Below are 18,754 nucleotides of genomic sequence, written 5' to 3' on the forward strand. Positions count from 1 at the left end.
AACGTCTCTACAAAAAAAGAGACGTTGTATACAACGTCTCTACGAAGTTGATATTAACGCAACCACAATTTAATGGTTTTGTCTTTACTTCCACTGACTAAACTATTCCCATCGGGACTAAATTTAATCGAATAAATCTCATCTTGATGTCCGGTTAGGGTATTTAATAATTCTCCCGTTTTTAAATTCCATAGTTTAATAGTTTTATCTCGGCTACTACTAGCAATAATAAGGTTATCAGGACTAATGGCGACGGATAAGACATCGTTAGAATGTCCGGTTAAAGTCTGAATTAACGCGCCAGTTTCTCGGTTCCAAACTTTAACGGTATCATCCAAGCTACCACTGACAATAATTTTACCATCGGAACTAATTGCCAGCGATCGCACCCCTTCTAAATGTCCGGTAAGCGTATTTAATAATTCTCCGGTTTCCACCTGCCAAATTTTAATAGTTTTATCCTGAGAAGCTGTAACTAATAGTTGACCATCGGGACTAAAAACAACCGCATAAACCTGATCTTGATGGTCGGTTAAATTATGTAAAATAGCCCCCGTTTGTCGATCCCAAATTTTCACAGTTTTATCCGCACTCGCACTGGCAATTTTTTGATTATCAGGACTAACATCAACTGACCAAATAGTTGCTAAATGTTCTAAGGGAGGATAGGCTTTTCCAGTAGTCAGATTCCATTCTAAAATCCGCCATAACCCACTTCCAGAGGATATTTCTGTACCATCGGAGTTAAAATCTACAGCATAAATTGGGGAGAAATCTCCAACTAAACTTTTAGTTTCATTTCTACTTTTAATATCCCATAATTTCAAAGTTGTGTCCTGACTCCCACTAGCAATAGTTTGACCATCGGGACTAAAGGTAACAGCCCAAACCGCATCAGCATTTTGGGCAAATTCTTCAGGCGTTACGGTTTTCCAAAATAGTTTATCCTGACATTTTTGGATGAGGTTTTTAATGGCTTGATTTTTTAAAGCGGTTTCGGTAATATTGTCCGCTTCATTTAAACATTGCTCATATTTTCCTGTGACTAATAATTCTTGGATAGCATTAATTTTTTGGGTTTGAAATTGTTGTAAATTTCTCCATTTTTGATATTCAGATAGTGCCAGAATTATTCCCAATAAACTCACCAGTCCTAAACCCAACCAAAGCAGTTGATCAAGACGAACTTTTTTTAAGGATTTAGACTCTATATTTTGAGATTTAGCTAGAGTAGGAATGGGGCGAAAATTTTGGATAAATTTAGCAAATTGAGTTAAAATAGATTGGGGTAAAACCTGTTTTTCAATAGTGGCAATATCCTGATCATTTAACCCTAAAAGTTGTTGAAATCGTTTGAGTTCTTCCCTAGTTTCAGGACTAAAAGGATATTCCTGCTGCATTGTGGCAATTAAAGCTTGTTCATAACGTTCTCCCTTTTCATGATATTTACGATAGGGATTTAAGATTTCATCTTCAATAGCTTCTGCATCTTCGGGTAACAGTTCTAAACTTAGGCGTAACTCCTCTAAAATTTGCCGACCGATAATCGAAATTTCACCCCGATGATGGTTGGCACACCGTTGAACTTCTTCCCGATAGATTTCTAGTTTGGAAAGATTAGGCGCGGAGGCGGAACGCAGAGTTTTCAGAACAGATAAAACGTCATCAACAGATTGATAACGTTGGTGATAATCAGACCGCACCATCTTATCAATGAGATCACCAAATTCCACACTAACAATTGCTAAATGTCGCCAAAATATTTCCCCTGTATCTGAACCATTATTTCTTCGCAATTTTGACAATTCTGATGCTGGCAAACCCGTTAATGCTTGAATGGCAACCATTCCCAAGGCATAAATATCACTGTTAAAATGGGGATGACATTGAAACTGTTCAATGGGCATATATTCCAGGGTTCCCACCCGACTACTGGGGGAATCTTGATCGGAATTCAAATTAATTTCTTGAACCGCTCCAAAATCCAGTAAAATAATTTTTCCATCGGTTTGACGACGGATTAAATTACTCGGTTTAATATCCCGATGAATCACTCCCTGTTGATGCACAAATCGGAGTATTCCTAATACATCGGTAAGTAAATTAATGACTTGATTTTCTGTTAAGGGCTTACCTGGTAAAATCTCATCCATTAATGAGTGACCCGAAACATAGGATTCAACTAAATAAAATTCTCGATTTTCTTCAAAATAAGCCAACAGTTGGGGAATTTGATCATGTTGGGAGAGTTTTTCTAAAACCTTGGCTTCCTGTTGAAAACGCTGACGGGCTACATTAACAAGTTTGGCATCTGCTGGGGTCAGATGCAAATGTTTAACAAAACATAACGACTCACCGGGTCGGCGAGTGTCTTTAGCGAGATAGGTTTTCCCGAAATCCGTTGACTCAATCACGTCTATGACTTGATAGCGTCCGTCTAAAAGCTGACCAACCATAGCAAAAATATTGACCCTATTTTGTTTGATTATGGCATTAATCGTGAATAAACTTATAAAATATAGCAATCCGTGTAGGATTTGTGATAAAAACCCGTAGGGGTTGGGTCTCCCAACCCAAGCGCAAAGAGGGTTGGGAGACCCAACCCCTACGATAAAATGCTACAACCTATTTAGGATTGCTATATTGATTTTAACCCCTCGAATTGAATAATCTAGTAATTCCATAGGGTGCATTAAATTAATATCTTTTCCTTGCAATTGTAAGTGTTTTTTAATTTGCAAAGAACAACCGGGATTAGAGGAAGCAATTAATTCTGCCCCGGTATTTGTCAAATTATCTACTTTTTGCTGCCCTAATTCGTCTGCAATTTCCGGTTGCAATAAATTATAAATCCCCGCACTTCCACAACATAGGGAAGCATCTATTGGTTCTCGTAATTTTACCCCCGGAATTTGTTGCAGCAGTTGACGGGGTTGGGAACTAATTTTTTGTCCATGTAATAAATGACAAGCATCTTGATAAACTAGGGTTAATTCCCCGGTTTCTGTTAAGGGAAATAGGGGTGTTGTTAACCCAATTTCGACTAAAAATTCCTGAATATCTTTAACTTTTGCCGAAAATTCTTGTGCTGCTTCTCGATATTGGGGATCATCTTTTAAGATATGTCCATATTCTTTTAAGGTATGACCACAGCCCGCCGCATTAATAATAATAGCATCTAAACGAGTCCCGGAAAATCTGTCAATCATTTGTTTAATTAAGGTATGGGACTGTTCCGTTTGTCCCTGATGTTCGGGTAATGCTCCACAACATCCTTGATTTCTCGGAATCACAACTTCACAGCCATTGGCGGTTAAAACCCTGACCGTGGCTTCATTAACGGGGTTAAATAATAACCGTTGAACACAGCCTAAAATTACCCCGACTCGATAGCGTTTTTCTCCTTGGGTGGGAATAATAACCGGAAAATCTTCTCGAAAAGCGTCTTTAGGAATAGCAGGTAAAATTGATTCCATTGCAGCTAAACGAGGAGATATTTTTGGTAATAAACCTGTTTTTCTGACTATTTTTTGTATTCCTAATTTTTGATAGATGAAAAGCGGTATTAAAAATGCCTGTAGACGTTTAGGGTAGGGGAATAAATTAAAAATTAATCCTCGAATTAAACGGTCAGATAAACTTCTGGGAACATTTCTTTCAACTTGAGGACGAGTGGCGGCAATTAATTGATCATATTTAACACCTGAAGGACAAGTGGTGACACAGGCTAAACATCCTAAACAGCTATCAAAATGTTGGGCGGTTGTTTCCCCCAAGGAAGCATCATTTTTAGAAATGGCATCCATTAAATAAATCCGCCCTCTTGGGGAGTCCATTTCTGTTCCTAAAACCCGATAACTGGGACAAGTGGACAAACAAAACCCGCAGTGAACACAGGTACTTATTAAATTAGGATTAGGGGGATTTGTGGAGTCAAAACCAGGAATTTCAGTCGGGTTTAAATGGGGATTTTGTCCTAAAAAGTTACTTTGTTTAGCAGGAAGTGATTGAGGGTCAATAATTTGATCAGATGTTTGCATTTTAACTAAATTCTCCCAAAATAATTGATTAATTAAATTCCACCGACAAAACGATTGGGACTAAACTGATTTTGAGGGTCAAATTGTTGTTTAATTTGACGCATCAAATTCAAAGCATTTCCTGCATATCCCCAAACTTCTAACTTTTGTTTTAGGTCTACAGGTGCTTTTAAAATTGATAAAAACCCCCCTTGGGACTCACACCAATTTCTTAATTTTAACAGGGTTTCTGGGGAAATGCTGTCAAACCTTAATACCCCTAAACCAACTCCAGCATGAATCATTCCCAGGGTTTGATATTGGATTAAGGTTTTGACCGCCGAGGTAGGGGTGATTCCGATTTTACAAATAATAGAATCTTGAGATTCAGATTGCCAAATTTGCTGTTTTAATTGTTGCCATAAATTATCCTCATCGGAATCAATATAAATTGCTTTTAACCCTATTTTTTCTCCCAACTCTGTTAATCGTTGAGATTGTTGTTTAACACCTTCTGCAATACTTTGGAACCGAACCATTAAACCAATATTATCTCCCAATCCTAATATTTTTGATAGGTCAGACGAGATTAAATCCACAGCGACAGGAGTTAAAGCAGAAGCTAATAAAATTTGATTGACTTGAGAAATAGCTTCAGCTTCTCCTGTTAATATTACCGTCCCGGAAGCTTCAGCTTGGGGATAAACTCGTAGGGTAATTTGACTAATAATGCCTAAAGTTCCATAGGAACCTGTAAATAGTTTCATTAAGTCATAACCCGCCACATTTTTAACAACTCGCCCCCCAGCTTTCGCGATTTTTCCATCATAACGAACAATGGAAATCCCCAGGATTAAATCTCGAATACTTCGATAACGTTGGCGCAGGGAACCTGTATCTCCCGTGGCAATAATTCCGCCAATTGTTGCGGTTTCAGGATAACTAGGATCAAATCCTAAAACTTGATTTTCCTGAGCTAAAATAGCTTGCAACTGGGAGAATTTCATCCCTGCTTCTACGGTAACAGTTAAATCGCCAACGGCGTGTTCAATCAGTTGATTCATGCCCTGGGTACTGACAGCAAAATCAATATTTTTGACCAGTCCCCCCCAATCAATTTTACTACAAAAACCGCAGGGTAAAACCTTTAATTGCTGTTGGTTAGTATGGGCAATAACCTCTGCTAATTGTTGTTGAGTTTGAGGATAAATTAGCCCTTGAATTGGGGTTTCTGGTGCTAAACATTGAATGATTTGTTGTTGTCGCACGGATTCAATTTTGTCCCAGGGTTGGACATTCCCTACCCCCACAATTTTTTCTAATTCCTGTTGGTTTTTAGGGTTGGTGCTAGAAATCGCGTTCATTTAAAAAATTCAGAGATTGATTGAGGCAAAATTAAGTTATAACTATTCTATAACAAAAAACACCAGAATCTGGAATAGGGAAAAGGGGATTCAAGCAATGGGTGGTAATTTTTTCTAGGAGACCGTTATGGAATTTAAGGATATTATTAGATTAATCCATCCTGTGTTGGCGGTGGTTTTTGTGTTTCCCTTAATCGGGATTTCTGTATATATGGCATGGCAAACCCGTCAACGCCGTTTACATCGTTCTGAATCAGAGAATAAGAGTAAAATTCCGGCGAATGTTGGACAAGAACATTTAAAAATAGGTCGGTGGTTAACGGGTTCGGTGGTGGGAATTACGTTAGTTGCTTTAGGGTATTCAATTTATTTTAAGGGGGTTTTTAAAGATTTATCCCCTGAGAAAATGCCTCAAGCCATTTTTATTGTTTTTATGTTTGTACTCACGATTGCTTCACTGATTTTACTCTATCGAGCTAAACCCAATCAACGGATTTGGCGAGGAGTTTTTGCCACTTTAGCCGGAATGGGAATTGTGGTTATCGGATGTCAGGAAGGGGTGTTTAGACGGGGTTATGAGTGGCAATTCTCCCATTACTATTACGGGGTAGCAGCAGCGTTATTAATGATTTTTTCCTTGGCAATTGTCCCGGATATTTATCAATCAAATCGCTGGAGAATTACCCATACGGTTTTAAATTGTATTGCTTTATTATTGTTTCTAGGTCAAGGAATGACGGGAACCAGAGATTTACTAGAAATTCCCCTCAGTTGGCAAGAACAACATCTCTATCAATGTGACTGGAATCAGAAAACCTGTCCTCAACCGCCTAAAGGTTAGGAGTTAAAGTTTTATCCCCCAAATTGGTCTTATATAGCGCTACCAATTAAGGTATTTGACAATAGTAAACCTCCCATAGCCTACTATTACCTATTACCTATTACCTATTACCTATTACCCGTTCCCTATTCCCCAGCACTATGATTATTTTCGTCTTGATTCTAATTTTTGATAAACATTTCTTAACTCAACATTGTGATAAGCTAAGGCGACTAAGGTATGATAGAATAAATCCGCAACTTCCCCGGCGATCGCATCTTTTTCATTATCCTTACAAGCCATAACTACTTCAGCCGATTCTTCTCCAATTTTTTTGAGAATTTTATTATCTCCCCCCGCTAATAATTTACAGGTATAGGATTCTAATTGTGGATAATCCCGGCGATCGCAAATTATATCAAATAACCCCGATAACGTATTTCCTGATAACTCCTGATGCCGTTCTTCTACCCCAATAATCACCATTGGACTATCATCATGGTAACGAATTTCCTTTACCATTATTTCCGACTTCCATAACACAATCGATGTTTCTTGACAAGACCAAATCTGTTTTGATGTAATCGTTTTTTCTAGGGCTTCTGGATTCATCCAAACCCAATTTAACACCGTTCCTTCTAAACAATCTTGGATGATCGCCAGAAGTAATCCGTTTTCGTTGTAACGAATTGTATCAATTTCACTCGACAGGCTTAACTCTAAGGGTTTTAAGGTTGACATAAATTTACCGAATACAACGAGATCCCTAACTTGATTACAATATCATCTGGTTGGTTGGGCTATGCCCAGTAAAAGTGATCGGAATATTGCTTTTTGTCCATTAACCCAAACTATATACAGTTCAAGGAGATTATCTCAGAGTGACCCTACCCTTAACAACTACAAAATCAGAAGAAATCTTTGCCGCCGCCCAAAAAATCATGCCGGGGGGTGTGAATTCTCCCGTGCGGGCGTTTAAGTCCGTCGGGGGACAACCCATTGTTTTTGATCGCGTCAAAGGCGCCTATGCTTGGGATGTGGACGGCAATCAGTATATTGATTATGTTGGCTCTTGGGGGCCGGCTATTTGCGGTCATGCCCATCCCGAGGTGATCAACGCCCTGAAAGAAGCCTTAGAAAAAGGTACCAGTTTCGGGGCTCCCTGCCTATTAGAGAATATTTTGGCAGAAATGGTGATTGATGCGGTTCCCAGCGTGGAAATGGTACGATTTGTCAATTCAGGAACCGAAGCCTGTTTATCGGTCTTGCGCTTGATGCGTGCCTTCACTGGACGGGAGAAACTGATTAAATTTGAAGGTTGCTATCACGGGCACGGGGATATGTTCCTGGTAAAAGCTGGTTCCGGGGTCGCCACATTAGGTTTACCGGATTCTCCTGGGGTTCCTAAATCCGTTACTATTAGTACCCTCACCGCCCCCTACAATGACCTAGAAGCCGTCAAACAGCTATTTAAGGAAAATCCAGGTGAAATTGCCGGAGTCATCCTAGAACCGATTGTAGGCAACGCTGGCTTTATTCCTCCCGATGGCGGATTTTTGGAAGGGTTGCGGGTGCTAACTCGGGAAAATGGGGCTTTATTGGTGTTTGACGAGGTGATGACCGGGTTTCGCATTGCCTATGGCGGGGTGCAGGAGAAATTCGGGGTGATACCAGACTTAACGACCTTGGGAAAAGTCATTGGTGGCGGTTTACCCGTGGGGGCCTATGGCGGACGGCGGGATATTATGTCCATGGTGGCTCCGGCTGGCCCGATGTATCAAGCGGGAACCCTATCGGGAAATCCCTTAGCGATGACCGCAGGCATCAAAACCTTGGAGTTATTGCAAAAACAGGGAACCTATGAATATTTGGATAAAATCACCAAAAAATTAAGTGTTGGTTTGTTACAAATAGCCAAAGAAACTGGTCATGCAGCCTGTGGAGGTCAAATTAGTGGAATGTTTGGTTTATTCTTTACTCCAGGGCCAGTCCACAATTATGAAGATGCTAAAAAATCTGATTTAGCCAAATTTAGTCGTTTTCATCGGGGAATGTTAGAGCGAGGAATCTATTTAGCCCCCTCTCAATTTGAAGCCGGGTTTACCTCTTTAGCCCATACGGATGAAGACATTGATCAAACCTTAGCAGCGGCTAGAGAAGTCATGTCTAGTTTATAATTTTTTCTGCCCCTACAAATTGAATTGAATGTAGGGGCGATTTTGTTTTTAAAACACAAGAATTATGAAAGTTCAGACCTCTGTTTTTGCAGCACTCCTGTCTTTGACCATTCTGGGTACCGCCATGGTTGCCAAAGCAGACACCGTAAAGGCGCGCTGTGATGTTTACCCCAAAGGAGAAGATAAAGCCTCATCTTCCGGGCTATGTACCTTTTCTCAGCGTCAGGGCGCTGTCGGTATTCAACTCAAAGATGGCAAACGCTATGACCTTCGCCCCGTAAAGAATAAACCGGGTAACTATGTAGACCAAAATGGTCAAGCCGCCTATCGTCAAGCTGGTTTGGACGACAAAGGGCAAATTTATCGGTTAGCCCAGGAGTCAATTTATGTCTATTGGGATACGGCTCCCTACTAGATAACGTTCAAAACCGATGGATTAGTTCACAAATGTTAGCAAAAAAGGATCGGAATAACCTATCATTTTGAACAATTTTCTGTTTAAATTTTGAACAATCACTTTACTATCCTTCAGGAAAAAACAATTATGAGCATAGAAGATAGAATCAAAGCTGCGGCTACAGATGTCGAAGGCAAATTAAAAACCGCTGCGGGTGATTTAACGGGTGACAACCAACTCAAAGCGGAAGGGGAAGCCAAACAAATACAAGCAGAAGCTATGAATGCAGCAGCCGATCTCAAAGATAAGGCTAAAAACCTAATTGATGGGGTGAAAAATGCGACTAACGATGCACTCGATGGCGTGAAAAAAAAATTGGACTAAACCAGAAAATCAAATTATATTATCGTAGGGGTTGGGTCTCCCAACCCTCTTTTTACTTGAGCAGGACTTATAATCAATCACTGAATAGTATGACGAAGTAATAGAAATAACGCATTTATCTTTAGATTATTTTTTTTGACCAGTCACAATAAAACCTGGAAAACCTGCTAAAAAACTCCCTTGGTTGTGCAGTTTTTTTAACTGATTTACCCATTGATTTAATTCGGATTCTGATATGACTTTTTGGTGAATCGCTTGCTCTAAAAGTCCATGACAAACCCACATAAAGAAATCGTATGGTGCCAGATTAGTGTGGGGAACAAAAGTGATGTTGGTTAAACCTAATTCGGCAAATATTTCTGGGAGTTTACAACCTATTAATCCATTGGGAAAACTGTCCGATATGAAGCCTACAATTTTGCGAGTTAAAGCGGGAAAAGCCGAGTTAACAAAAGTGCCGTCTAAGTAAAAATCAAAGATGGCAATTTTTCCGCCAGGACGCAATACACGAATCATTTCCTCAACTGCATTCTTGGGGTTTTCTAGGAATAATAAAACTCGTTCTGCCCGACAAGCATCAAAGCTATTATCATTCATCTGGAGAGAGTTGGCATCAGCTACAGAATACTTGACTGACAGATTTAATTTATCTGCTCTTTTCTTGGCCTCCTCAATCATTAACTCACTTTTATCGACTCCCACAACCAAACCATTCTTCCCAACAATTTGTTTTATACGTTGTACTTCCTGACCGATTCCGCACCCTACATCTAAAACGCAATCACCTTCTTTAATGTCTAAATAATTAATGATTTTCTGCTTGCATACACGCACAGAATCTATTTCGTCACATTTATCTAGAAAGTCAAATAAAAATTTTTGTTCGGTGATTTTTTCGGGAGATTGAAATCCCAGGGCTATATTTTGCATAACGTTTTTAGAAGATACTATAGCAATCCTAAATAGGTTGTAACATTTTAATACTGATATGAAAGAGCCAGAAGTATTATTTCTGTTCCCAGATCCGGCGTTCCCTATTCCCTGTCATGAATGGCTGGGATTGATTAATACTTTAATACCAGACAGCATAACATGGTGTTCATTTTGTTAACAGACTCCATGTACTCTTGTTCCGGGAGTGATTCTGCTACTATACCTGCTCCAGCATTTAGGTAAATCCAGTCATCATATTGATAGACGGAGCGGATGGCGATCGCTAAATCTACTAGTCCAGCGCTGTTTATCCAACCAATAGCACCTGCATAAATACCTCGTGGCTCGTCTTCTAGGCGAGCTATCCATTCCAACGCCTCACTTTTATCAATACCGGACACAGTAATGCCTGGAAATAAAACCTTCAGAGCATCCCATAAAGTTTTCTTTGGTTTTAACTGACCGCTCACTCGCGATGACAAATGCTGTACATAGCGGTATTTCTTGACCTGCATAAAATCAAATATTTTAACTGTTCCAGGTACAGAAAGTTTGGCTATCTCTTGTTGAGCAAGTTCGACGGAGAGCGCGTGTTCCTTAACCTCTTTAGCATTGGTAAATAATTCACTATACAGGCGAGCATCTTCTTGCGAGTTTTCACCCCGTCGCCGGGTGCCTGCCAACGGATTAGTAGTAACAAATCCTTGATTGTCTATTTGCATCAATATTTCGGGACTAAATCCTACAGCACTTACATCTCCTATATTCAGACAATATGAACGGGCAGAGTTATTAAGTTTCGTTCCGGCTATATAAGTTTTAATAACATCCAGATCTCCTTTGAGCTTTACATAACGAGAAAGTATGGCTTTTTGTAATTTACCTGCTTGAATAGCTTGAATGAGAACATCTACTTTACTTTGATAACATTCCTGCTCGTTATCAGTAACATTAATCGATATGGGTGTGGGAACGAACTCTGTTAATTGGCTATTAACCAATAACGTTTTTTTGATTTTATCTAGGGATTTTATGCTTTTAATTTTTACTTTTTGTTTAGTAATGTGAATTTCAGTTTCTGGCACAATAAAACATAAAAGTGGTTGCTGTATTGCTTTGGAGTAGCTTGAGTAGAAGCGAACTATATCAAAAGCAATATAGCCATAAGCCGTCCAATCTCTAATTGGCAAAGATGCTAATAAGGATTCTACTTGTTTAAATGGATCGCTAATAGGGACTGACAGCTTTTTTTCTGTATCTTCTAATGAGACAGCCTCGCAGCTTACTGATACTTTAAATAAGATATTGCCAGCAATACGCACTTCGTCCTGATCTTGATAAAGAATATAGTCAGAAATAATACCTTCTTGAAGCAAATTTTGCAACACAATAATAGGATGAATTTCCCCTGTTACAAACACTTCTTCGTACTCATATATTTGTGTTTCGCTCATTATATTTTCTAGCAATTTATAGTTACGAGAACAAGCACCCATTTATTCTATACTATTTTACAACTTAAATGAAACTGAACAGGGGTGCAATTGACAGTATTGACTAACTTCAGGTATTCAATTATACTGTTTAACGTGAATTTTTTAAAACTAAATAAAAGTGATCTATTTTTGATTTTACCGAAAGAAGATCACTTTTATTTTCTTTTTTACCCCGACAATGAAAACGCCCTGGCCCCAAATGGGAACTCTATTTTGAGCAACGACGCTTTCGTAGAGTGGCGGATGCGTTACCTCGTCGTCCAAAGTTACTGACCTTAATTCATTTAACTCGACAAGGAGAATATCTCTTATGAACATTTCACCATTTCTCAATAAAAAGCTCGCTCGACGTTTTAAAGGATACGACTTTGATGGCAATGGCTACGTCGAGAAAACAGATTTCGAGCAGGCTGTTGCCAGGATGTGCGAGGCATTTGGTCATGGGCCTGATTCCGCAGCGCGACAGAGGTTATATGACCTCACCATGCAACTTTGGCAGCGTCTTGTCACCACTGCCGATGTCGATGGCGATGGTCGGATCAGCGAAGCCGAATACAAGAATGCATTTTCCAACAGTATGCTTGTAACCCCTGAAAACTTTGAGCAAGGCTATCGTCCGTTTTGCGAGGCGGTCATGGAAATCGCCGATGTCGATGGCGATGGTCGTCAAAGTTTAGAGGAATATGAACTTTGGATGCATACGTTGATCAACGTGCCAAAGGCCGATACACTTGTGGCTTTCCGCCTGGTCGATAAGGATGGCAGCGGCTATATCACCACCGATGAAATGGTGGAGGCTATCCGCGAATACTACTTCAACGAAGACCCGCAATCGATTGGAAGCTTGTTGCTAGGCCCGCTTGATTCCTAACCGGCACAAGATAGACTAGTACACAGCGGCAGAAGTAACGCCAAAACGGGGTAAAGACAAGATACGCGCAAAATTTATCACGACGTAAAGTTTTGTAAAGTAGCAATGTATTTATGTCTTTCAAACATTGCCTAGTTGGGTTCAATTTAGGCAATGTTTGATGGAGAGAGAAACAGATCATAATATATATAGCGTCCTTGCGTAAGTCCTGTTGAGTTTGGAGACTTTTAAGCCTTAATTTTTAATCTTTTCTACATAACCCCATAAACTATAATCTCGACTTAACCAACCGTGAAAAAATGCCATTTGACTGGGATTTTCTTGAACCCGTTTATAACGATATAAAATTCGTTCATTAATAATTTGTAGGGCTGTGTATTGGTTATTTCCGCGTTCTAAGGCTTCCCTGGTTTCTGGATCAAATACTCCGGTTTGTGGTAATCCTAATGCTTGTTGTAAAAACGTAATTGAGTTATTAATTCCGAAGTTAACAGAAGTATCAAACATCACAATAGCGAGGGATGGGTGCATTTTTGCAGCCTCACTTCCTTGCCAATAGCTATTATAAATTTCAATTAATTCTGTCTCAGACATTTGACTCACATCTAAGCCGGGTAATCCTCGATTAGAACGATAGACATTATATTCCGCCTGGGTAATTCCTCGATAGGTTCTGCCCCCAATATCGGAGGGATGATCACTGAATCCTCCTTCAAAATACAGGGTAAATCCTAAAGCTGCATTAAATAATTTGGTTTCATAATCACTTCTAATTTTATTTCTTGCCCAACTTTGGCTACCAATCACAACCGAAAATGCTAGGGTTAATAACACCATTCCGGCGATCACCTGGGGCTTGAGTTGGGTCTTTAGTTTTCCAGGGAGCATTTGCTGCCAATTCATAGGTTTAGAGGGGATGAAATTTACCGTAGGGCTATTTAGCGCACTAGGGACTAACAAGCCAAAGTCTAGGATAGCAGATATGGTTAATAGTTGAGGCTTAGTTATTCACCCCAGCAAGGATGTCTCCCCTCCCCCACCGCTCTAAGGGGTAAACTCACCCCTAGGGAGTTCGGTTCTACGAATGTACGAATCAGGCAAATGTCGCTATGGTGAAGGGATAACAAACCGCCTTTGTCGGGGAGTGAGACTTTACTTATTTCTAAAAGTTATTTCTAAATTCTATAATTCGTTTTAGGGGGACGATGATGAACCAAATATTATTACCAACACTCAGTCAGATTTTGGCAGAAGATGAAACCCATAAATTAGGTTATTCCTATTCGTCTCAATTTCTGTGTCATTCAGAACATCATTCTAATATTTCTTCTGAGGTTAAACGATATTTAAAGGCAGAGGAAGAATGGTATAGTGGCGTTAAATCCATGAATTGTTTATTAGAAGAACTCCAATCTAATATCAATTCAATATCGGAAAATTCGATTTCAAGTTCAGACGCACTATCCCATTTAGGATTAATTATTTCCGGGCCAGTTCCGGTTTTAATTCATCCCGATTTAGCGATTCATTTTGCGACTCAAATTTTTACCCATGACCTGTCTAAATTAGGAGATGAATTAGTTTTAAAATTACGCCATCCTAAAGCCTTACTTCCGGCATCGGAGGAATTCTATAATTCTATGCCTGAAACAGAAGCCTGTCCTTTACATGGGAAAGATCCTTTAGTTAAAGAACAGTTTTGTTTAGTTTTAACAAGTCAGTTTAGTTTAGTTATGGTATTGGGTCAGGATTTAATTGGAAGTCCGGCTTTTCTGTTTTCCTTTGATCCTGATATTGTGGAAAAAGCATTATTAATTCTGCGTGATCGCATGGAATTAATTAAAGCCACAGCAAACCGAGATTTAGGAATGGAAGTAGCTAGACAAAAAGCCAAATTAGAGGAGAGCATTGCCCGGTTTATTCCGATTGAACCCAATTATAAAACGGTGATGCAATTTAGTCGTTTATTATTAAATAATTTATCCTTAGAAGTAGAAAAAAAATCAGAAATTGAACCTTTAAAAAATAAGTTAAAAACCGTTGGCATTGCCGTCAAAAAAAATTCCAATTTAGATAAAAACAAGAGTTCAAAATCTTTTCCTCCCGAGCCAGAAACGACTATTCTGGAAAATCCAATCCAAACGGCAGAAGTTGAATTATTACAAGCGATTGCCCATGAAGTTCGGACACCCTTAGCAACAATTCGCACCTTAACACGGTTACTATTAAAACGGCCAAATTTACCAGCAGAAGTAATTCATAAACGTTTAGAAATGATCGATCAAGAATGTACAACCCAAATTGATCGGTTTAACTTAATTTTCCGGGCTGTTGAATTAGAAATAGAACAAAGCCGACAAAATAGTCGAGGAAATAGTGAGGAGAAATCCCTACCATTAACGGCAATGTCATTAGGAGATGTGTTTCAAAGTAGTCTATCTCAATGGCAAAAACAAGCGAGTCAGCGTAACCAAACCTTAGAGGTAATTTTGCCGCATAAACTACCGACAGTAATCAGTGATCCGACTATGCTTGATCAAGTCTTAACTGGAGTTATTGATAATTTTACCCGCAGTCTTCCCTGTGGTAGCCATATTAAAGTCGGGGTAAGATTAGCAGGACATCAGTTAAAATTACAATTAGAATCCCAACCAGAAAAAGAAGGTAATTCCCCCTTTGCGGTATCTCCCCAATCTCCATTAAAATCAATAGGGCCGTTATTAATGTTCCAACCAGAAACCGGAAGTTTAAGCCTAAATATGGCGGTAACAAAAAATCTATTTCATGCGTTAGGTGGGAAACTGGTAATTAAACAGCGCCCGCAACAAAGGAACATAATGACGATTTATTTACCATTACAAAATACCTCGGAAACCGAATGAATAAAAATTGGATAAAACAACCCTTTCTATTAATTAGTGCTTCTGTTATCGTCCTTGAAGGTTTAATGGCCGGGGTCGCCCTAGCTCAACCAGATCGTTATGGAGCGATCGCCACCTCCATATCGGGAGGTTGGGGTTATGGTTACGATTATCCGACTCGACAAGAAGCCGAACAAAAAGCCCTGAAAGAATGTGCTAAATCCGATTGTAAAGTCCAGGTTTGGTTTAAAAATGCCTGTGGTGCGGTAGCCAAGAGTCCAGAAGGAAACCTCGGTTGGGGTTGGGCGATCACAAAAGAACAAGCCCAAGCAAATGCTCTAATTGAATGTGGTACCGGGACTTGCAAAATTGAAACCTGGACTTGTACAACCCGATAATCAGTTCAATGGTGTTTTATTAGTTCATGTATCAACAAGAACTGCGAGAGTATAATGGGGGCATTGCCCACCTAACTCAATTACAAGGAGGGACAATGCCAGCAAAAGATGTTTACCATGATGCGGTTAAAAACGCTCTAATTAAGGATGGTTGGACAATCACAGCCGATCCCTATCCTCTGGAATATGAAGATGTTGAACTTTATCCTGATTTAGCAGTAGAAAAAGTCATTTCAGAAGAACAAAAACACCGTAAAATTATTATTGAGATTAAAAGTTTTATTAGTTCTTCATTAATGAAAGATTTTGAATTGGCTTTAGGACAATATATACTGTATCGTAATTTAATTCAATGAGCTTCGAGATGAATACCAAGAAATTTACTTAGCGATTAAAGATGAAATTTATGACACTTTTTTTCAAAGAAAATCAATTAAAGCTGTGGTAAAATTAAATCAAGTTGCTTTACTTGTTATTAATACGGATAAGGAGGAAATAGTAGAATGGATAAATTAACTAATTATCGTCAAACTATTAAAAAGATATTAACAGAACATGATTATCTTGCTAATCGTTCATCTAAGAAAAAATATGAAACTTGTTTAGTTTTTGATGAAACTCATGATCATTATTTATGGATGTCTGTAGATTGGGTTAATCACAAGAGAATTAATAATACTCATGTTCATATTCGCATTAAAAATGATAAAATTTATATTGAGGAAGATTGGACAGAAGAAGGAATTGCTAATGAGTTATTAACTGAAGGTGTACCAAAAGAGGATATTGTTTTAGCTTTTTATGATCCTGAAACTCGTCAATTTACTGAGTTTGCTGTGGCTTAATAGTTTTTGTTTATAATGGTAGAATTAGTGACAAAGGAGGATAATGCAAGGAGGATAATGCCAAGAAAAGATATTTACCATGATTCTTTTAAAAATGCTTTAATTAAGGATGGTTGGACAATTCTAGCCGATCCTTATACAGTTGAATATGAAGATGATAACCTTTATGCTGATTTATTAGCAGAAAAGAGTTTATTGCCAGAACAACAAAAGCGTATAATTGTAGTGGAAATCAAAAGTTTTATTAATCCTTCGCCAATGAATGATTTTCAAAACGCTTTAGGGCAATATCTTCTATATCGTGATTTTCTTGAATTTTCTCATAAGGATTATGAACTTTATTTAGCAGTAAGAAGTGCTGTTTTTAATTCTTTCTTTCAAAGAAAATCAATCCAACCTGTAATTAAACGTCATCAACTTCACTTGATTGTTTTTAATGATAAAAAAGAGGAGATTGTATCATGGATAAAATCGTAAAATATCGAGAGTTAATTAAAAGTATTTTAACAGAATATGATCAGTTAGTTCATAAATCACCTGATTATAATACTGAAACTTGTTTAGTTTTTGATGAAACTCACGATCATTATCTTTGGTTAACAGTTGATTGGAAAGAGGATAAACGACTAAAATCAACTCATGTTCATATTCGCATTAAAAATGAGAAAATTTATATTGAGGAAGATTGGACAGAGGAAGGTATTGCTAATGAGTTATTAACTGAAGGCGTACCCAAAGAGGATATTGTTTTGGCTTTTTATGATCCAGAAACTCGTAAATTAACTGAGTTTGCTGTGGCTTGATTGTATGGTTAAGTTTAACTTTGCTGTTTTTTGTCTTTTCCTAAGATTAAAAATTTTTAACGAAAAGAAACACTTGAGTTCTAGTTTAGATTTTAGGAATCAAGTGGGGGTTTTTGTACCTCTACCTCCTCTAATAACATCGCGTAGGGGGATTAGCCAGAAACTTGACTTTCAGTCTAAACACTGTGTACGATTGAAAATTATGGCTTAAACGCCTAAAAAACATAACCAGTAGGATTAAAGATATGTCGCAAGCAGTATTTGAACGTACCAAACCGCATATTAACCTTATTACTATCGGTCATACAGGTCACGGTAAAACCACACTTACCGCAGCCCTATCCAGGGTAATTACTCGTACCTATGGTGGTGAAGAAAACTCTTTTGAGCAAATTGCCACTTCTCATCATGCAGAGTACGATACTCCAACACGTCACTATGCACACGCTGACTACCCAAGTGATGATTTAAACACTAGGCTTACAGGTGATGTTAAGTTCGATGGTGCAATCCTAGTTGTTGCAGTAACTGAGGGTCTAATGCCACAAACCAGCGAGCACATTCAGATGGCAAGACAAGCTGGCGTTCCCTATATCGCTGTATTTCTGAATCAATTCGAGGATGTTGATGAAGAAGCATTAGAGTTGCTTAAAATGGAAGTGTGTGAACTGTTGTCTAACAATGACTATCCAGGTGATGATGTCTATGACCATATTGTCTGTGGTTCATCTCTAAAAGCCCTGGAAGGTGACGGGTTTGAGGAGGTAAAAATTCGAGATATTTCTGCGGTACTCGATAGCATTCCACTACCTTAAGGTGAGTGTCATGTTTCTGTGTTGTTAAACAGGGTTCCCGCCTAAAAAATACACGGATTACACAGTGAACATTTCAAGTTTAAGTGCGATCGCTTTTCTAGGGGAGGTTGAGGTGCGATCGCTCTTTGAGGTGTAGGAGAGTTATGGTGCGATCGCTTATTATAAATTATTGATATCTCTATTGCCTGGAATCATGACTGAACTCCTCAAGCAAGTTATTGCAGAAATCCAAGAACTTCCTGCCGACCAGCAAGATGCGATCGCATTGCGTCTTATGGCTGAACTGAAAGATCAACAGAGATGGACAAAGCAGTTTGAATCAACCACAGACGAGCAGTGGGATCGATTAGCTGACATGGTTCGGCAGGAAATCGCAGACGGTGACACCGTTTCGTTGGATGAAGTCTTTCCGGTCAAGTCATGAAATCGAGTGTCACAAAAGCGTTTCGTAAATGCCTTGATCGACTTCCCGCATCAGTGCAAGAGCAGGCTGATAAAGCTTATGAACTTTAAGTTTATACTTTAATTGCTGTGCTAATTGTCTACCTCTTTGTAAAATAGTTAGATGATC

Annotated in this window: 21 protein-coding genes; 14 read left to right on the forward strand and 7 right to left on the reverse strand. The window is 38.8% G+C overall.

Translation table 11 applies throughout. From position 1 onward, the window contains the following. Positions 1-53 precede the first annotated feature (53 nt). The 3 genes from AC2D3N_RS10135 to AC2D3N_RS10145 form a co-directional block, all read right to left on the reverse strand. The gene (locus tag AC2D3N_RS10135; protein ID WP_484693529.1) at positions 54-2,456 is read right to left on the reverse strand and encodes a protein kinase domain-containing protein; all 2,403 of its coding nucleotides are present in this window, start codon (positions 2,454-2,456) and stop codon (positions 54-56) included. Between the two features lie 162 nt (positions 2,457-2,618). Further along, positions 2,619-4,040, reverse strand: coding sequence for a (Fe-S)-binding protein (locus AC2D3N_RS10140; RefSeq protein ID WP_484693530.1), 1,422 nt, complete (start codon positions 4,038-4,040; stop codon positions 2,619-2,621). Between the two features lie 32 nt (positions 4,041-4,072). Beyond that, a complete protein-coding gene (locus tag AC2D3N_RS10145; RefSeq protein ID WP_484693531.1) occupies positions 4,073-5,383 on the reverse strand; it encodes an FAD-binding oxidoreductase in 1,311 nt (436 codons plus the stop codon). A gap of 127 nt (positions 5,384-5,510) precedes the next feature. On the opposite strand from AC2D3N_RS10145, the gene AC2D3N_RS10150 reads away from it, so the two are divergent. Further along, complete coding sequence (locus tag AC2D3N_RS10150) at positions 5,511-6,224, forward strand: DUF4079 domain-containing protein (RefSeq protein WP_484693532.1); 714 nt, start codon at positions 5,511-5,513, stop codon at positions 6,222-6,224. Between the two features lie 144 nt (positions 6,225-6,368). Here the strand turns inward: AC2D3N_RS10150 and hisE are convergent, their stop codons facing one another. Then, entirely contained in the window at positions 6,369-6,944 is a 576-nt protein-coding gene (gene hisE, locus AC2D3N_RS10155) for a phosphoribosyl-ATP diphosphatase (protein ID WP_079678973.1), read from the reverse strand. 140 nt (positions 6,945-7,084) lie between these two features. On the opposite strand from hisE, the gene hemL reads away from it, so the two are divergent. The 3 genes from hemL (at position 7,085) to AC2D3N_RS10170 (ending at position 9,161) form a co-directional block, all read left to right on the forward strand. After that, a complete protein-coding gene (hemL, locus tag AC2D3N_RS10160) occupies positions 7,085-8,380 on the forward strand; it encodes a glutamate-1-semialdehyde 2,1-aminomutase (protein ID WP_079678972.1) in 1,296 nt (431 codons plus the stop codon). A gap of 64 nt (positions 8,381-8,444) precedes the next feature. Continuing rightward, positions 8,445-8,795 carry a hypothetical protein gene (locus AC2D3N_RS10165; RefSeq protein ID WP_079678970.1) on the forward strand — a complete coding sequence of 117 codons (351 nt, stop codon included), beginning with the start codon at positions 8,445-8,447 and terminating at the stop codon, positions 8,793-8,795. Positions 8,796-8,924: 129 nt separating this feature from the next. After that, positions 8,925-9,161: a CsbD family protein gene (locus AC2D3N_RS10170; protein WP_079678968.1), complete on the forward strand. Its 237-nt coding sequence runs from the start codon at positions 8,925-8,927 to the stop codon at positions 9,159-9,161. 126 nt (positions 9,162-9,287) lie between these two features. Here AC2D3N_RS10170 and AC2D3N_RS10175 read toward each other — a convergent pair whose 3' ends face one another. Together AC2D3N_RS10175 and AC2D3N_RS10180 are read right to left on the reverse strand one after the other, a co-directional pair. After that, entirely contained in the window at positions 9,288-10,091 is an 804-nt protein-coding gene (locus tag AC2D3N_RS10175) for a methyltransferase domain-containing protein (protein ID WP_079678967.1), read from the reverse strand. 134 nt (positions 10,092-10,225) lie between these two features. Continuing rightward, positions 10,226-11,590 carry a salicylate synthase gene (locus AC2D3N_RS10180; RefSeq protein WP_234996674.1) on the reverse strand — a complete coding sequence of 455 codons (1,365 nt, stop codon included), beginning with the start codon at positions 11,588-11,590 and terminating at the stop codon, positions 10,226-10,228. Positions 11,591-11,900: 310 nt separating this feature from the next. On the opposite strand from AC2D3N_RS10180, the gene AC2D3N_RS10185 reads away from it, so the two are divergent. Beyond that, positions 11,901-12,461, forward strand: a complete 561-nt coding sequence (locus AC2D3N_RS10185; protein ID WP_079678963.1) for an EF-hand domain-containing protein — start codon at positions 11,901-11,903, stop codon at positions 12,459-12,461. 234 nt (positions 12,462-12,695) lie between these two features. On the opposite strand, the gene AC2D3N_RS10190 is transcribed toward AC2D3N_RS10185, so the two are convergent. Then, positions 12,696-13,364, reverse strand: coding sequence for a glycoside hydrolase family 108 protein (locus AC2D3N_RS10190; protein ID WP_079678961.1), 669 nt, complete (start codon positions 13,362-13,364; stop codon positions 12,696-12,698). A 302-nt stretch (positions 13,365-13,666) separates the two neighbouring features. Between AC2D3N_RS10190 and AC2D3N_RS10195 the strand changes: the two genes are divergently transcribed. From AC2D3N_RS10195 to AC2D3N_RS10235, 9 genes are all read left to right on the forward strand, one after another. Further along, positions 13,667-15,343, forward strand: a complete 1,677-nt coding sequence (locus tag AC2D3N_RS10195; RefSeq protein WP_484693533.1) for a sensor histidine kinase — start codon at positions 13,667-13,669, stop codon at positions 15,341-15,343. Next, positions 15,340-15,720 carry a DUF4189 domain-containing protein gene (locus tag AC2D3N_RS10200; protein WP_484693534.1) on the forward strand — a complete coding sequence of 127 codons (381 nt, stop codon included), beginning with the start codon at positions 15,340-15,342 and terminating at the stop codon, positions 15,718-15,720. The genes AC2D3N_RS10195 and AC2D3N_RS10200 overlap by 4 nt, the downstream gene beginning before the upstream one ends. 26 nt (positions 15,721-15,746) lie before the next feature. Continuing rightward, entirely contained in the window at positions 15,747-16,076 is a 330-nt protein-coding gene (locus tag AC2D3N_RS10205) for an element excision factor XisH family protein (RefSeq protein ID WP_484693535.1), read from the forward strand. A gap of 46 nt (positions 16,077-16,122) precedes the next feature. Further along, positions 16,123-16,236, forward strand: a complete 114-nt coding sequence (locus AC2D3N_RS10210) for an element excision factor XisH family protein (RefSeq protein WP_255377667.1) — start codon at positions 16,123-16,125, stop codon at positions 16,234-16,236. After that, positions 16,224-16,565 (forward strand): XisI protein, encoded by a 342-nt coding sequence (locus AC2D3N_RS10215; protein ID WP_079678956.1) that lies wholly within the window; start codon positions 16,224-16,226, stop codon positions 16,563-16,565. The genes AC2D3N_RS10210 and AC2D3N_RS10215 overlap by 13 nt, the downstream gene beginning before the upstream one ends. Before the next feature lie 15 nt (positions 16,566-16,580). Beyond that, complete coding sequence (locus AC2D3N_RS10220) at positions 16,581-17,042, forward strand: XisH family protein (protein ID WP_484693536.1); 462 nt, start codon at positions 16,581-16,583, stop codon at positions 17,040-17,042. Then, positions 17,027-17,368 carry a XisI protein gene (locus AC2D3N_RS10225; RefSeq protein WP_079678951.1) on the forward strand — a complete coding sequence of 114 codons (342 nt, stop codon included), beginning with the start codon at positions 17,027-17,029 and terminating at the stop codon, positions 17,366-17,368. The genes AC2D3N_RS10220 and AC2D3N_RS10225 overlap by 16 nt, the downstream gene beginning before the upstream one ends. A gap of 245 nt (positions 17,369-17,613) precedes the next feature. Then, positions 17,614-18,183, forward strand: a complete 570-nt coding sequence (locus AC2D3N_RS10230; RefSeq protein ID WP_079678949.1) for a GTP-binding protein — start codon at positions 17,614-17,616, stop codon at positions 18,181-18,183. 193 nt (positions 18,184-18,376) lie between these two features. Continuing rightward, on the forward strand, positions 18,377-18,607 hold the full coding sequence (locus AC2D3N_RS10235; protein WP_484693537.1) for a hypothetical protein: 231 nt from the start codon (positions 18,377-18,379) through the stop codon (positions 18,605-18,607). Positions 18,608-18,754 lie beyond the last annotated feature (147 nt).

The sequence above is a fragment of the Planktothrix sp. PLAVEN19ND genome (assembly GCF_057220675.1).

Bases quoted from the DNA above. Each gene is read 5' to 3' on its own strand.
- AC2D3N_RS10150 (WP_484693532.1), top strand. From the start codon at position 5,511: ATGGAATTTAAGGATATTATTAGATTAATCCATCCTGTGTTGGCGGTG.
- AC2D3N_RS10220 (WP_484693536.1), top strand. From the start codon at position 16,581: ATGGTAGAATTAGTGACAAAGGAGGATAATGCAAGGAGGATAATGCCA.
- AC2D3N_RS10175 (WP_079678967.1), bottom strand. From the start codon at position 10,091: ATGCAAAATATAGCCCTGGGATTTCAATCTCCCGAAAAAATCACCGAA.
- AC2D3N_RS10185 (WP_079678963.1), top strand. From the start codon at position 11,901: ATGAACATTTCACCATTTCTCAATAAAAAGCTCGCTCGACGTTTTAAA.
- AC2D3N_RS10145 (WP_484693531.1), bottom strand. From the start codon at position 5,383: ATGAACGCGATTTCTAGCACCAACCCTAAAAACCAACAGGAATTAGAA.
- AC2D3N_RS10215 (WP_079678956.1), top strand. From the start codon at position 16,224: ATGGATAAATTAACTAATTATCGTCAAACTATTAAAAAGATATTAACA.
- AC2D3N_RS10135 (WP_484693529.1), bottom strand. From the start codon at position 2,456: ATGGTTGGTCAGCTTTTAGACGGACGCTATCAAGTCATAGACGTGATT.
- AC2D3N_RS10170 (WP_079678968.1), top strand. From the start codon at position 8,925: ATGAGCATAGAAGATAGAATCAAAGCTGCGGCTACAGATGTCGAAGGC.
- AC2D3N_RS10235 (WP_484693537.1), top strand. From the start codon at position 18,377: ATGACTGAACTCCTCAAGCAAGTTATTGCAGAAATCCAAGAACTTCCT.
- hisE (WP_079678973.1), bottom strand. From the start codon at position 6,944: ATGTCAACCTTAAAACCCTTAGAGTTAAGCCTGTCGAGTGAAATTGAT.
- AC2D3N_RS10180 (WP_234996674.1), bottom strand. From the start codon at position 11,590: ATGGGTGCTTGTTCTCGTAACTATAAATTGCTAGAAAATATAATGAGC.
- AC2D3N_RS10230 (WP_079678949.1), top strand. From the start codon at position 17,614: ATGTCGCAAGCAGTATTTGAACGTACCAAACCGCATATTAACCTTATT.
- AC2D3N_RS10200 (WP_484693534.1), top strand. From the start codon at position 15,340: ATGAATAAAAATTGGATAAAACAACCCTTTCTATTAATTAGTGCTTCT.
- AC2D3N_RS10190 (WP_079678961.1), bottom strand. From the start codon at position 13,364: ATGAATTGGCAGCAAATGCTCCCTGGAAAACTAAAGACCCAACTCAAG.
- AC2D3N_RS10195 (WP_484693533.1), top strand. From the start codon at position 13,667: ATGATGAACCAAATATTATTACCAACACTCAGTCAGATTTTGGCAGAA.
- AC2D3N_RS10205 (WP_484693535.1), top strand. From the start codon at position 15,747: ATGTATCAACAAGAACTGCGAGAGTATAATGGGGGCATTGCCCACCTA.
- AC2D3N_RS10165 (WP_079678970.1), top strand. From the start codon at position 8,445: ATGAAAGTTCAGACCTCTGTTTTTGCAGCACTCCTGTCTTTGACCATT.
- AC2D3N_RS10140 (WP_484693530.1), bottom strand. From the start codon at position 4,040: ATGCAAACATCTGATCAAATTATTGACCCTCAATCACTTCCTGCTAAA.
- AC2D3N_RS10225 (WP_079678951.1), top strand. From the start codon at position 17,027: ATGGATAAAATCGTAAAATATCGAGAGTTAATTAAAAGTATTTTAACA.